Source organism: uncultured Tessaracoccus sp., from assembly GCF_947255005.1.
Classification (GTDB): Bacteria; Actinomycetota; Actinomycetes; order Propionibacteriales; family Propionibacteriaceae; genus Arachnia.
Window position 1 is genome coordinate 1 of record NZ_CAMYFI010000060.1, and the last position, 13,889, is coordinate 13,889.

At 67.5% G+C, this 13,889-nt stretch carries 12 protein-coding genes; 5 read left to right on the top strand and 7 right to left on the bottom strand.

Translation table 11 applies throughout. The features are described 5' to 3' along the window. Positions 1–143 precede the first annotated feature (143 nt). The 5 genes from Q0X61_RS10645 to Q0X61_RS10665 all read left to right on the top strand — a co-directional run bounded on the left by Q0X61_RS10645 (position 144) and on the right by Q0X61_RS10665 (position 6,637). A complete protein-coding gene (locus Q0X61_RS10645; protein WP_297742510.1) occupies positions 144–953 on the top strand; it encodes an ABC transporter ATP-binding protein in 810 nt (269 codons plus the stop codon). 6 nt (positions 954–959) lie between these two features. After that, positions 960–3,512 (top strand): ABC transporter permease, encoded by a 2,553-nt coding sequence (locus Q0X61_RS10650; protein ID WP_297742511.1) that lies wholly within the window; start codon positions 960–962, stop codon positions 3,510–3,512. A gap of 91 nt (positions 3,513–3,603) precedes the next feature. After that, on the top strand, positions 3,604–4,764 hold the full coding sequence (gene dnaN, locus Q0X61_RS10655) for a DNA polymerase III subunit beta (protein ID WP_297742512.1): 1,161 nt from the start codon (positions 3,604–3,606) through the stop codon (positions 4,762–4,764). A gap of 149 nt (positions 4,765–4,913) precedes the next feature. Further along, positions 4,914–6,065, top strand: coding sequence for a DNA replication/repair protein RecF (recF, locus tag Q0X61_RS10660; protein WP_367270739.1), 1,152 nt, complete (start codon positions 4,914–4,916; stop codon positions 6,063–6,065). Continuing rightward, on the top strand, positions 6,062–6,637 hold the full coding sequence (locus Q0X61_RS10665) for a DUF721 domain-containing protein (protein ID WP_297742513.1): 576 nt from the start codon (positions 6,062–6,064) through the stop codon (positions 6,635–6,637). The genes recF and Q0X61_RS10665 overlap by 4 nt, the downstream gene beginning before the upstream one ends. On the opposite strand, the gene Q0X61_RS10670 is transcribed toward Q0X61_RS10665, so the two are convergent. The 7 genes from Q0X61_RS10670 to Q0X61_RS10700 form a co-directional block, all read right to left on the bottom strand. Next, positions 6,634–9,480: a LysM peptidoglycan-binding domain-containing protein gene (locus Q0X61_RS10670; RefSeq protein ID WP_297742514.1), complete on the bottom strand. Its 2,847-nt coding sequence runs from the start codon at positions 9,478–9,480 to the stop codon at positions 6,634–6,636. The two genes, Q0X61_RS10665 and Q0X61_RS10670, sit on opposite strands and share 4 nt — an antisense overlap. A 12-nt stretch (positions 9,481–9,492) precedes the next feature. Further along, positions 9,493–9,666 (bottom strand): hypothetical protein, encoded by a 174-nt coding sequence (locus Q0X61_RS10675; protein ID WP_297742520.1) that lies wholly within the window; start codon positions 9,664–9,666, stop codon positions 9,493–9,495. 98 nt (positions 9,667–9,764) lie between these two features. Further along, positions 9,765–10,616: a type II secretion system F family protein gene (locus Q0X61_RS10680; protein WP_297742515.1), complete on the bottom strand. Its 852-nt coding sequence runs from the start codon at positions 10,614–10,616 to the stop codon at positions 9,765–9,767. Beyond that, the gene (locus Q0X61_RS10685; RefSeq protein WP_297742516.1) at positions 10,616–11,461 is read right to left on the bottom strand and encodes a type II secretion system F family protein; all 846 of its coding nucleotides are present in this window, start codon (positions 11,459–11,461) and stop codon (positions 10,616–10,618) included. The genes Q0X61_RS10680 and Q0X61_RS10685 overlap by 1 nt, the downstream gene beginning before the upstream one ends. Next, the gene (locus Q0X61_RS10690; RefSeq protein ID WP_297742519.1) at positions 11,458–12,822 is read right to left on the bottom strand and encodes a CpaF family protein; all 1,365 of its coding nucleotides are present in this window, start codon (positions 12,820–12,822) and stop codon (positions 11,458–11,460) included. Before Q0X61_RS10690 ends, Q0X61_RS10685 begins: the two co-directional genes overlap by 4 nt. Before the next feature lie 40 nt (positions 12,823–12,862). Further along, on the bottom strand, positions 12,863–13,657 hold the full coding sequence (locus Q0X61_RS10695; RefSeq protein ID WP_297742517.1) for a hypothetical protein: 795 nt from the start codon (positions 13,655–13,657) through the stop codon (positions 12,863–12,865). Between the two features lie 3 nt (positions 13,658–13,660). After that, on the bottom strand, positions 13,661–13,889 hold a 229-nt coding region (locus Q0X61_RS10700; RefSeq protein WP_297742518.1), incomplete at its 5' end, for a hypothetical protein.

Here is a 13,889-nt window from a genome sequence, read left to right on the forward strand (position 1 = left end):
AGGATTCGGATGGCGACAAGGATCGACGCAAGTTATCCACAGTCTCCACAACACCTACTACTACTATGAGTAGATATACAACGCCAGAGTCTTCAAACTCTCCAGCGTGGAAACACAAGAAGTTCGCCGGGTACGGTTGAGGCGTGACGGTAGCAGCCAGGGCAGTGTCCCTCACTAAGCAGTACGGCAGCGGCGACACAACGGTGGTGGCCCTGGATGGCGTCGACTTTGCAATTCAGCAAGGCAAGTTCACGGCGATCATGGGCCCGTCGGGATCTGGCAAGTCCACGCTCATGCACCTGCTGGCTGCCCTTGATGCACCCACCTCGGGGCAGGTCTTCATCGGTGGCACCGACGTTGCGGCCCTGGACGACACCACACTCACGAAACTTCGACGCGAACGCATCGGATTCATCTTTCAGGCCTTCAACCTCATCCCCACCTTGTCTGCCAAAGAAAACATTGTGCTGCCGGTTTCCATCGCCGGCGGGAAGGTTGATCGACAGTGGTTTGACAAGGTCGTCGACATGCTTGATCTTCGTGACCGGCTGAAGCACACCCCGTCGGAACTCTCTGGCGGCCAGCAGCAGCGCGTCGCGTGCGCGCGAGCGCTCATGAATCGCCCCGAGATCGTGTTCGGCGACGAACCCACTGGCAACCTCGACTCCGTCGCCGCAGCGGAGGTGCTGTCATTCCTGCGCGCCAGCGTGGACGACTTCGGCCAAACCGTCGTCATGGTCACCCACGACGCCACCGCGGCGAGCTACGCCGACCGTGCCGTGTTCCTCTCCGACGGACGCATCGTCGACGAGGTGCACAACCCGACGCAAGACGAACTGTTGCTCACGATGGCGCGTCTCTATCCGCGCCTCGACGAGCAAGGCTATGCGCTGGTTGCCGACGAGGCCGCCCCGCCGAGCGAGCCGTCGGCCAAGCCGCGACGGGCGTTGTGATCGCCCATGTGGAAGGCCACGCTCAAGTCGCTGCTCGCGCGGAAGTTCCGCTTGGTGCTGAGCGCGCTGTCGATCGTGCTCGGCATCGCCTTCGTCGCGGGCTCGTTGATGTTCACCAATCTGCTCTCGCGAGGGTTCGACGAGATCGTCCAGTCCGCCGTGGCGGATGTGAATGTGAGGGCCGAGAATCTCGGTGCCGATTCGGCTCACGATGACGCTGCGCAGCCCAGCCGGTTCTTGACGCCCGCCGACATCGAGAAGATCAGCGCCGTCGACGGGGTGCACAAGGCGGTTGGCCAAGTGGCCAACGCTCAGGTGTTCGTGCTCGACTCGAACGACCGCGTCGTCGGCGTCCCCGGTGCACCCGGTATCGGTGCCAACTGGCACGACACCCCGGCCGTCGGCGGTATGCAAAGCGCGCGCATCGTCGACGGGCGGCCCCCGAACGCCAACAACGAGGTGGTCATTGACCCGGGCACCGCTGCACGCGCCGGGCGCAGCATCGGCGACACGGTCCGCGTCGCCACCCCCTTCGACGGAGTGCAGGAGTTCACGCTCGTCGGTACCGGCACGTATGGCTCCGGCTCGACGGCGGGCGCGGCGTATCTGTTTTTCACGCTCGACGAGGCGCAGCAGCTCTTTGTGGGGGGCAAGGATGTCTACCAAGCGGTGTGGATCAGCATCGACCAGTCGAAAGACGCGAACGACGTAGCCAAGGCGGTGTCCGAGGTACTTCCCGAGGGTTGGAAGGCCGAGACGGGCGCAAAGCTCGCCGACGATGTTCGTAACGCGCTGGGTGCTGGCATGGACTTCGTCAACACGGTGCTGTTGATCTTCGCAGCGATCGCGCTGCTCGTGGCCACCATGCTCATCGTCAACACGTTCTCGATCCTCGTCGCCCAGCGCTCCCGCGAGCTCGCGGTGCTGCGCGCCATCGGCGCCACCAGGGCGCAGGTGCGTGCGTCGGTGCTGCTTGAAGCCATCATCATGGGTGTGATTGGCGCGACGCTGGGCATCGGCGTCGGGTACCTGCTGGTGTGGGGCCTCATGGCGCTCATGGGCTCAGCCGGCGTCGACTTGGGTGCGGCCCAACCGCAGCTCACCTGGCAGTCGGTCGTCGCATCCTATGCCGTCGGCATCGTCATCACCGCCATCGCCGCATTGGTGCCGGCTATTCGAGCCTCGCGCACGCGGCCCGTCGAAGCGCTCGCCGAGGCGGGTCATTCGAGCGCGAAACCCGCGGGGGGCGGGCTCGCCCTCGTCGGAGTGGTGATGGTGGAGATCGCCATCGCGCTCATCGTGTGCGGGCTGTGGATCAACGTGCCGGGCCCACTGTGGTGGATCGGTATCGGATGCGCGACGATGCTCGTCGGCGCCGTGCTCGCAGTGTCGTGGCTCGGGGCCCCCGTGATCGCGTTCGCGAGCTGGGTGTTTCGACGCGCGTTCGGCACCGTCGGCACGCTCGCTGGCCGTAATTCAACCCGGCAGCCGGGCCGCACCGCGGCGACGGCGGCCACGCTCACGATTGGGCTCGCCCTCGTCACGACGGTCGCGGTACTCGCATCGAGCATCACCACCTCGCTCAAGACTCAGCTCTCGGCAGATCAGCGCGGCGACTTCGTCGTCGCCCCCCTGACTATGACCCCCTTCGACGGGAAGTTGGCCGAGCGGGTGGAGGCCGTGGACGGCGTCGAATGGGTTGCGGCGTTGTGGCCCGCGCAGGCGCAGCTCCCAGGAGAGCAGAAACCGGTCACGCTCGCTGGCACCACGCCGCGTGGCCTCCTCGAGGGCACCGCGACGAAGATCGTCGCGGGCACCATAACGAACGAGCCAGATTCTGCGGTGATTTCCGCTAAGTTCGCCAGCAGGGAGCACCTGTCGCTCGGCATGACGTTTGAGCTGACCGGCTCGGTGGGCACACAGCAGCTACTGGTGACGGGCATCGCCGATGACGACGCTCCGGCGCAAGTGATCGTCCACAAGGCGACGTTGGAGAAGATCGCCGAGATGCAGGTGGTGAGCAGGCTCGTGGTGTTCACCGCTGATGGTGCCGACGCCTCGAAGGTTCGGCAGGGGCTGCTGAGCGCGACGAGTGCGGTGAAGACCGTGGCTGTGTCCGACGTGCACGAATATGTGCAGGATCGCATCGATCAATTCCAGCAGGTGGTCGGGCTGCTGTACGGGCTGCTGGCGTTGGCGCTGGTGATCTCGGTGTTGGGCATCATCAACACGCTGTCGCTCAGCGTGATCGAGCGCACGCGTGAAATTGGGTTGCTGCGTGCGGTGGGGGTGACGAGGCGGCAGATTCGTCGCATGATTACCCTCGAATCCGTGCTCGTCACGGTGATGGGTTCCGTGCTGGGTGTGCTGCTCGGGTTGCTGTTCGGGGTGGTGCTGCAACGCGCCAACGTCGATGCGGGCATCGACACGCTCGATGTGCCGTGGCTGCAGCTCGTGCTCATGCTTGTGGTGGCCGCGCTATTCGGCATGCTCGCCGCGATTTCGCCCGCGCGGCGCGCCGCGAAGCTGCCGGTGCTGGATTCAATTGCGACGCTGTAGCGGTAGCGCTACCGCAGAGAAGGTGTGGCCGATATGATCGTCGGAGTGTGACCGCCGTGGGCTACACCAGTGGAAGAACGAGGAGAAGCAAGTGAAAATCCGTGTGGAGCGCGACGCGCTGGCCGACGCCGTTGCCTGGGTTGCCCGCAGCCTGCCGAACCGTCCCACCGCACCGATCCTCTCAGGCATGCTGCTGAGCGCCGAAGGTGATGCGGTGACGCTGTCCAGTTTTGATTCCACCACCTCCGCAAAGGTGGCGCTGCCCGCTCAGGTGCACGACGAGGGCACCGTCCTCGTCTCGGGGCGCCTGCTCGCTGAGATCGCGCGTTCGTTGCCGAACAAGCCCGTCGAGCTGGACGCCGACCACTCGAAGGTCGAACTCACCTGCGGGTCGGCGCGGTTCACGCTGCAGACCCTCCCGGTCGACGAGTACCCCACCCTGCCCGACATGCCCACGCAGGCGGGCACTGTCGACGCCTCCACGTTCGAGCGCGCCGTGGCGCAGGTGTTCGTGGCGGCCGGGCGCGACGAATTGCTGTCAGTGTTCACTGGCGTGCGGGTGGAAATTGAAGGCGAAACGCTCTCGTTGCTGGCCACCGACCGCTACCGCATGGCGTTGAAGGAAATCACCTGGAACCCGTCGACGCCCGACGCCGAGGGCGCCGTGCTCATTCCCGGCAAGGTGCTCTCCGACACGGCGAAGGCCATGACGGGCGGCGACGAGGTCACCATCTCGCTGTCCACCACCGAGGCCGAAGGCGAGGGCCTGGCGGGCTTCGTCGGCGAAGGCAGCTACGGCAAGCGTGAGGCCACCACGCGGTTGTTGTCGCAGTCGTTCCCGAAGGTGCGGCATTTGATGGATGTCGACGGCACCGTGAACGTTCGCGTCTCCCGCGACGAGCTGCTGGGCGCGGTGAAGCGCGTGAAGCTCGTCGCCGAGCGCAACACCCCGCTGCGCATGGTCATCAACGACGATCACGTCACCCTCGAAGCCGCCACCGGCGACCAGGCGCAGGGCATGGAAGCGATTGCGGCGGGCGTGGAAGTTGTTGGCGATGAGCAGAGCATCGACGCCGCCGGCTTCAACCCGCAGTACCTGCTCGACGCGCTGGGTGCGCTCGATGCCCCGTACGCGCACTTCTCGTTTACTGCGCCGGGCAAGCCATGCCTGATTACGGGTCTGGCAAGCATGGATGGCGAGCAGCTGCCCGACTACCGCCACGTCATCATGCTGATGCGCCTGCCCAGCTAGCCGCTGAAAGTTGACCGTTATCCTCCACGAGAAGCGATTGAGGGGCGGATTTTCGCCGATTAATGCGCGTGTGGAGGATTTCGGTCATTGGGGGGCCGGTTGGGTTGCGCTGCTCGCGCCATCGGCGCGCCAGCTAGGCTTGGCTGCACATGTTTGTCACTGCTCTCGAACTCACGAATTTCCGCAATTACCCCGAAGCCAACATTGCGCTGACTTCGGGCGTGAACGTATTTGTCGGCTCGAATGGGCAGGGGAAGACGAATCTGGTGGAGGCGGTCGAATATCTGTCGACGGCGTCTTCGCACCGGGTCGCGAGCGTGGTGCCGCTGATCCGCGCGGGGGAGGATTCGGCGCTGGTGCGGGCGAGGGTGCAGGCGGGCGTTGACGATGAGCGCGAGCTGCTGCTCGAGCTCGAGATAGCCAAGGGCAGGCAGCATCAAGCGCGGCTCAACCGAGGGCCGTTGCCCAGGGCGAGGGATCTCGTCGGGATGCTGCGCACGGTGGTGTTCTCCCCGATGGACCTGGCGATCGTGCGGGGTGACCCGTCGGATCGGCGACGCTGGATCGATTCGCTGATCGTCACGCGGTGGCCGCGCATGGCGGGGGTGAAACAGGATTTCGACAAGGTGCTGAAGCAGCGCAACGCGTTGCTGAAGGGCATGGCGGGCAAGCGCTTCGAGGCAGGCGTGGGCGACGATGCCATCACGCTGCAGATCTGGGACGAGCAGCTCGCCCGGATCGGGGCGGAGCTGCTGCACGCCAGGCTCGACACACTCGCCGACGTGCGTCCGTTCGCGCAGGGCGCGTATGCCGCGATCGCTCCGGTGAATAACGAGATCGAGGCGCACTACAAGTCGGCGGTGGATTTGGCGGGTGCGTCGGAGGCCGACGATGTGCAGGCGGAGTTGCAGCGGCGCATTCTCGATGCGTTGGAAAAGGTGCGCGACGAGGAGCTTCGACGGGGTGTGACGCTCGTCGGGCCGCAACGCGACGACATCGAATTGTTCATCGGAGCGCTGCCCGCGAAGGGATACGCGTCGCACGGGGAGTCGTGGTCGTTGGCGTTGGCGCTGCGTCTCGGGGGCTTCGAACTCGTGCGCGACGATGGCACCGAGCCGGTGCTTGTGCTCGACGACGTGTTCGCCGAGCTGGATTCGTCGAGGCGTACTCGCTTGGCTGATGCCATCGGGCACGCGGAGCAGGTGCTCATCACCGCGGCGGTGGGCTCCGATGTGCCCGAGTTCCCTAGTGAGCGCAGGTTTCGCGTCGAAGCTGGCAGCGTGGCTGAGGAGGCGTCATGACCGACGAGCTCATCACTGAGGAACCTATCATCGACGAGCCCGAAACCGAGGAGCCCGTGCCTCACGACCCGACTGGGCTCGACCTCGCCGCCCAGATCGCCCGCGCCACCGCGCTGGGAAAACCCTACGCGCCCGTCCTTCCCGAGCCGCGCAAACCGGTGAAGCGCCGACGCTTTACCGGCGAGCAGCAGCGCTCGGGCGCGCACCCCGACGACCGCGACCCCCAACTCATCGGTTCCGTGTTCGAGAAGGTGGTGGAGCGTCGGGGTTGGAGGAAGCGGCTCTCGCTGTCCACGGTGCTGCGCAACTGGGCGGACCTCGTAGGCGAAGCGAATGCTGAACACTCGCAGCCGGTGGATTTCCGCGACGGCGTGCTCAAGGTGCAGTGCGACTCAACAGCCTGGGCTACCGGCATGAAGTACTCCGCGTCGCAGTTGCTGGCGAAGCTGAACCGTGAGCTCGGTGATCGCACGGTGAAGAGGGTGGACATCGTCGGCCCGCCGCAGCGCAGCTGGAAGCACGGCCCGAGGTCGGTGCGCGACGGGCGCGGCCCCAGAGACACCTACGGCTAAGCGGCACCGATGCGCGCGAGCTCGGCGGCGTGCTCGGGTCGCATCTGGCGGTTCTCGTCGCGGATGGTCTGGATCAGGGTGGCTATCTCCGCTTGGGTGCCGGCACCGTCGCCCATCAGGTGCCTGGCCCGCACCGCGCGGATGCGCAGCTCGTCGTGGTTCGGGCCCACGAGCCTGCCCTGCTCGATGGCCCACAGCGCTTCGTCGAAGTAGCCTCCAGCGAGGCAGCGGTCGGTGAGCTCGCAGGCCACGTCGACGAGGAACCCCACCATGTCGTCGTGGAAGGTGCGTGCCCACGGCCAGCGTGCGACGGCGGTGCCCAGCGGCTGCCCGGAGATCAAGGTGAGGGCTTGACGCAGCGCGCGATCTGAGGCCGCGTTCACGGTACCGGGGATGAGTGCGCGGACGCGGTGCCAGTCGGAGGTGACGCGCTCATCGAGCGAGATGCGCCCCTGGTAGGCCTCGGGAAGGAAGCGGCGGCCATCCTCGTCTGAGCCCAGCCAGGCGCGCAGCCTGGAGAGGTTCGAGCGGCGTGTGCCTTCCGCCACGCACAGGGCGCGGGACATGGTGGTGGCCGTGGAGCCGGGGTGAAGCAGCAACCAGGCCGCGTACTCCACGCACTGCTGTTGGGCTCGACGGGGCTCCTGCCCGGTGGCGCCTTCCAGCGCAGGCTCGCCCAGTAGCACGAGCGAGGGTGCGGGCGGTGGGCTGAGCGGCGAGGGAGGCTCTGTCTCCGGGTCGAGGATGTGCTCGGTCAATGAGCGGCGCGGCGCTGCGGGCGACCACCAACCGGCGGGCTCGGTGGCGTCGTCGAGGGTGCCGGCGAAGAGCTCGACGAGGGCGCGCCGGGCTGGCGTGGTGAGCAGTTGCGGTCGGAAGTGGTCGCCATCCAGCGCGGCCGTGTCGCCGTCGAAACGAATCTGCGTGTTGCCTTGCCATTCGGGAATGACCGCGCAGACGCCCGTTCGGCCAAGCCCGAGGGCGGCCTCGATGGTGCGCGCCTGCGAGGCGGTGACGGGCTCGGCGAACAGCACGACCACTGGGTGCCACTCGGGCGCGAGGTCGGGGCAGGCGCGCACATCGTCGAGGAGGCGCGCACCGAGCTCGAGGCGCCGCGTCGCGCACACCGTCGTGAGGTACTCGCACGCCTCGTCGGCGGAGAGCTCCCGCAGGCGCGGGTCGTCGATGGCTTCTGCCCAGGGCTGATCGGCGCCGACGAGCACCACCTCGACGTCGCTCGACCACGGCGCGCACAGCAAGCTCGTCACCATGGCCCCGACAACCGCCTGCGGCTCGGCAGCACCGACGAGGCCGGTCGCCCCGGCTGGTTCGAGAGCCAGCGTCATCTCCGACTCGTCGCTGCGCCAACCGAGCACCACGCTCGTGGGCTCGACGTCGGTTGGCGCCTCGGCGGAGCCATCTGCCTTGCGGGCGAGGGCCGTCCAGAACTTCGTGGCATCGGGGCTGAGTGGCACGAGCCTTCTGCCGAGGGCGCGGCCCACGAGCTGCAGCCGGCGCCGCGCCGCAACACCCACCACGATGGTGCTGGCCAACATGCCGCCGACGGCACCCACCAGCCCGTGCGATTCCTCGTCGAGCTCGGGCACCGAGTCTGTGCCCTTAGACGCGTCGTCCGCTGCGGCAGCTGTAGAGGACTGAGCCTCCGAGCTGGGGGTGGCGGCAGATGGTGTAGGCGTAGCTGGTGGCGTAGTCGTTGATGAAGGTGTGGCGGGCGGGGCAGTAGCCGGTGAAGCGGCAGCTGGCGGCGTCGTGGCTGCCGGTTGCGTGGGGGCTGCGGGTTGCGTGGGAGCGGCAGGCGGCGGGGCGTCTGCTGACGGCGAGGCGGCGGGCTGCGATGCCACCGGCTGGGGTGGAGCCGGGCCAGGCGTTGCCGCGTCGGATACCGACGGTGGGGGAACTGACGGTGCGGGGACAGCAGGTGCAGGTGGTTCAGCCGGGGGCGGCGCGGGTGAGGCCGTGGTGGTGGGCGCCCCAACTGTCGCTTGATCGGGGGCGGTAGGAGCCTCCGGCACATCGGGAACCGTCGGCTGTTCGGGAGCCGCCGCAGCGGTGGGGAGCAGGAGGCGCCACCCGACGTCGATCTCGTCGGGGTTGCGGATGAGATCGGCGTTGAGCTCGTGGATTTCCGGCCACCGTTCGCCGTCGCCCAGATGCCTGGCGGCGAGCTTCCAGAGCGAATCGCCGCGCGCCACCTGCACGTCGGGGGGAAGCTGCAGCGTGCTGCCGGGTTGCAGGCGCGCGTCGGTGGTGAGCCCCGGGTTGACGGCGAGGATGTCGCGCCAGCGTTCGCCGGAGCCGAGCTGGCTTTTGGCCAGCGTCCACAGCTCGTCGCCAGGCTGCACCACATACTCGCGCCCGGTTTGGGTCGCGGCGGTGTGCGGCGCTTCGTCGGGCGAGGTGTCGTCGGCGGACGCTGCCGACGGATCGCCTTGCGGGAGGTGCACCGTCGCGTAGGGCGCCAGCGTGGCGTCGTTCGGAGCGGCAGCCGCGCTGCTCATGGGGGCGAGCATGACGGCGGCGACCAGCGCAGTGATAGCAGGGCGGAACCACTGCGTGCCGGGCAGTTGAACGTCGATGCGGTGCCTAGTGGCGACGGCCAGCACCTCGGCGATGATCGTCGCCGCCAGCACACCCCACGCGAGCCAGCCGATGAGCCCAAGGAGCTCGAGCACGATGCGGCCGTCGTCGGGGCGCACCAGCGCGCGTGCCCAGTTCACCTGCAGCAAGCTGGCGGGATTGGTGCAGGCCACGAGGAGCATGGGCACGCCGACGAGCACGCCCATCAGGAGGGCGAGTGATGCGGCGGCGCGCAGCCACTTCATGGTGTGCTCCTGTTAGCTCGGGAGGTTGTTGCGGACGTATTCGGTGATGACGGTGATGATGATGAGCGCGATAGCGGCCGCACCGGCGAGCAGGATGGCGTTCTCCGTTGATTGCGACAGGCCGCGCTCGTCGCGAGGGCTGCAGGCCTGCAGGGTGAGGCCGATGAGTGTGTGGATGGGTTTCATGGTGTTCTCCTGATGTTCACTGTGGCAGTTCGGTGTGGGCAATTCCCACCTTTCCTCAAGGTTGTGGATAACTATGGAAAGTTATCCACAGGGGGTGATCACGTCCCTGTGATCCTCAGCAGGGCCGGCGTGAGGAACGCCAACCCCAACAACATGGCTGGAATGGTCATCCACAAGGTCATTCGCTCGCTGGCGACGTTGGCCTCGATCTTGACCTCAGTGAGATGCGCGTCGCGCAGCTCCTTCACGCGAGCTTGGAGCACCTCGGCCAGGCCCGCACCCTGTTCCTCGAGCTGCATGACGTCGGCGAAGTCGGCCAGCTCCGGCACGCGCCACTCGTGAGCGACCGCCCGCAGCTCGTCCCACGGCGGCACCTGCTCCATGCGGGCCCGCTGCAGGCCGGCGGTGATGCGACGAAACAGCGGAGCGTCCGAGATTTCCGCCGCAGACAGCGTCGCCTGGGTGGCCGAAGCGTTGGCGAGACGCTCGAGCGCGACGAGGTCGAAGAACGTGTGCAGCGCGTCGTGCATCGCGCGCTGCTGCTGGCGCTGACCACGTCGAAGCCGCAAGTCGGGCACCACATACCCGACGAGCGCCCCCAGCGGAGCGACGAACAGCGGAAGCAGCGTGGGGGAATTGCCCATCAAAACCTGCAGCCCCACCCACAGCCCCGGCAGCAGCAAACCGGTGACGGAGAGGATGAGTTTCTCGGTGAAAAAGTCGGCTGCGTCGCGGTCTTGCATGGCCAGCAAGCGCTGCTGCTCCTGCGTGAGCGGCAGACGCCAACGCCGCAGATTCGCCGTCGACGGTTCCCCCAACGCCGGTTGCGAGGGGCGGCGGTCGAGCACGGCCAGGGCGTCGCCGAGCCGCACCGGTGCCCGAACTGCCCCCGCCACAATGGCGCAGGTGCCCAAGCCAACGAGCATTCCGAAGGCAATCGCGAACCCCATCACGGCCCCCTCAGGAAGCGCGGTGCGGGTGGGGGCGTCGACATGCGGCGCAACATGAACAGGCAGCCTGCGTAGCAGGCGGCGAGCGTGAGGGCGACCACCCCGCCCACCGGTGTGAGGTAGGGCTCGAAGAACGGCCCGTTCAGCACCACCGCGGCCACGATCACGGTGAGGGTGATCGTCGTGACCTGCCGCACCACCGCGCGCGGCTTGGCGCGCTCTGTCGCCACCTCTCGCAACGCTCGAAGGCGGTCTTGAATGGTGTCTGACAAGCCCATGAGCGTGGCTCTGGTGCCTACCCCGCCGCGTGTCGAGGCGATGGCAAGCGCGGCGGCCACCGCGTCGGCATCCGCGGAATCGAGTTCGTCAGCGAAGCGCAACAGCGCATCTTTCGTGGTAGTGCGCTGGTCGAGGCGAGCGCAGAGTCGGTCGACGGCGTCGCGGATCGCCTCAGGCGCCTGGGCGCGAGTGGCGAAGATGGCGTCGCGGATAGATTTGCCGGTGCCGATGGAGGTGGAGAGCAGCCGCACCCAACGATCCAAGGCAGCGAGCAGATCGAGTTCACGCGTGGGCGGTTCGCCCAATAGCCACGGCACAGCGATGACGAGCGCGGGCACGAGCACGATGGCCGGCAGAAACTGAGTGATCGCCGCAACGGCGAACCCTGCGACGACTGAGCCGACCACCCACCAGCGGCGCCGAAGCGGGATACTTTCCCACCGTGTCCACAGAGTTTTCCACAGGGTTGTGGATTGTGGTGGAGGTGGTGGGGAACTCCATCCCACCACGACGAGGACAAGGCCCAACGCGACGAGGCCGCCCAGTGCGGCGGCCGCGAGGGTCATCGTCGCTCCCAAAATTCGGCCAGCTCGGTGAGCAATTCCGCGCTGGGGTCGAACAGTTCGGGGGAGCCGTCGGCTGACGCCTTATATACCAGGTGCGTGGTGGGGCGCCCGGCCTCCATCGAGCCCGTCAGCTGCCGCACCTCGCTCACGAAACGCCGACGCGTGCCCCCGCGCCACGTGTCGTCGCGAAGCACCACGTGCACGATCAGCCCGATGTGGTGGGCGATCTGGCGCATCGCCTCGTCGACGCCCAACACGCCACCCTGCGCGACGCGCGAGGCAAGGCGGTCGATCGTCGACGACGCCGAGTGCGAGTGCGTTGTCGACAGCGAACCCGCGCCCGACTGCATCGCCTCGAACATCGCGCCTGCCTCTTCGCCGCGCACCTCGCCAACCACCAGGCGCGACAGGTTCTGGCGCAGCGCTTCCGGGATGAGATCTGCGACGGTGTACGCGCCAACAGCCGTGCCAGCGGCCGATTCACCCAGCCCGATGCGAGCCTGCAAGGCCAGCATGTTGCGGCGATGCTCGTGCAGGTGGGTGAGCAGCTCGTAGTCGGTTTCCAGGGTGCCGAAGCGTTCGCTGGCGGGGATCGCGTCGATGAGCGCGCGCAGTAGGGTGGTTTTGCCAGCACCCTGGTCGCCCGAGATCACGATGGACTTGCGCCCCAGCACCGCCGCGCGCAGCAACCCCCCAAGCTCGCGGGGGAACATGCCGGTGGAGGCGAGGTCGTCGAGCGTGATGTCCGTCAAACGATGCTGCCGGATCACCACCGACGGGCGGTACGACAGCCCGAACCCAATGGCGTGCAGCCGGAACTTCGAGCCCAGCGCGAGGGTCATCGTCGGGTGGGCGTCGTCGAATGGTCGCGGGGGCTTGGCCGTCTCGCCCAGAAAGCGGATGGCCTCGACGAGTTCGTCGTCGGAATCCGCGACGGGAGGGTGCTCGAGGCGGTGACCGTCGCCGTACTGCACCATGACGCAATCGTGGCCGTGAATCTCGATGTTCTCGGCGTCGGGAATCTCGAACAGCGGCTGCAGGCGCCCGTAGCCGAACATCGCCGACTCCACCGCGTCCGCATATCGGTGCTCGAGCGCGAGGCTCCACAGCGCCTCGCCGTCGTCGCTGAGCCGCTGTGCGGTGGCGTGCACCACGCCGCGGATGATGGCGCGGGCGCGCACGCGGCGATCCTCGTCGGGCATGGCGCTGCCGCGCTCGTCGTGCCACTGCGCGTCGGCGGCTGACACCTGCTCAGCTGCCTCGCGACGAAGCTGCACGACGAGTGGCCAATCGAGCTCTGCCGCTGGCGGCTCGGCGCGTCGAGGGGGATCCGCGACGGTGACGTTGCCGTCGCGAAGCATCTCAGGAGCAGGGCCGAGGAGGCCGAGGCTGTGTGCCAAGTCAGACATGCATCAACGCCTCCCTACTCGCCTTGATGCCATGCGCCCGCTCCCCCAGCTGCTTCGCCACCGAGCGCGCCTTGCCCATGAAGCTCTGCTCCATGAACCGCCTCGGCTCGGGCTGCGCGTCGAGCAGCACGCCCGCTGCCTGCGTGTCGTGCGGCAGCTCGAACCACGCCGGAACACCAAACTGTTGCCCGATCTCCTTCGTGGAGTACGGCTGATTCGCCCCGACGATGCCCAGCCCCAGCGGCACGTCGACCGGCAATGAGGTGAGCTGGTCGCGCAGCGTGGGGAGGTGAAGACGCAGCGCCGCGAGCGAGCGGAGGTGACTCCGCGTGAGAGCGACGACGAGGTCCGCTGCCGCCAGCAACCCCATGGGAACCCCGGCCACACCGATGCGCCCGGCATCCACGAGGACGTCGACGCCCAGCGCGTCGAGCTCCTCGAACGCCTCCCCGAGCCCCGCCCAGACCCCATCGAACAACCGCACCGCCGCCGGCTGGTTGAAGCCGGGGAGAAACCGCCTCTTCGGTGCATCCTCCGAAGTCAATGGGCAAGTGTGCATCCACAGCTCGTCGTGGACGCGCCGGTTCTCCCGGTGGGCCTGGGCCACCGACGCCAACCCTCTTCCTCCAGTGTCGAGGCCGCGGAGATAGCCGGCGAGCACGGCCTGCGAGGGGTCGCGGTCGCAGTCGGCCAGGAGTACGCCGCGGGGCCAAGCCAGCGCGAGGGCGAGGGACGTCGTCGTGACCCCGGGCGAGCCCGGCCCCGACGTGAACACGATCACTGCCATGGTTCAGCGCTCCCCGACGGCGAAGAGCGCCAACTCGTTGCGCGCGGCCAAGCGGGCCACCGCTCCGGCCTCGTCGTGGGCTACGCGCACGTCGACCACGAACGAGGCGCCGTCGTTGAGTAGCAGCGGAGCGGTTGCCACGACTGCAGAGACCACCTGGGATGCGTCGGCTTCATCACCGACTCCGACCAGCTCCACCGCTGTGCCCGCCGGCAAGGCAGCAGTGGGGAGT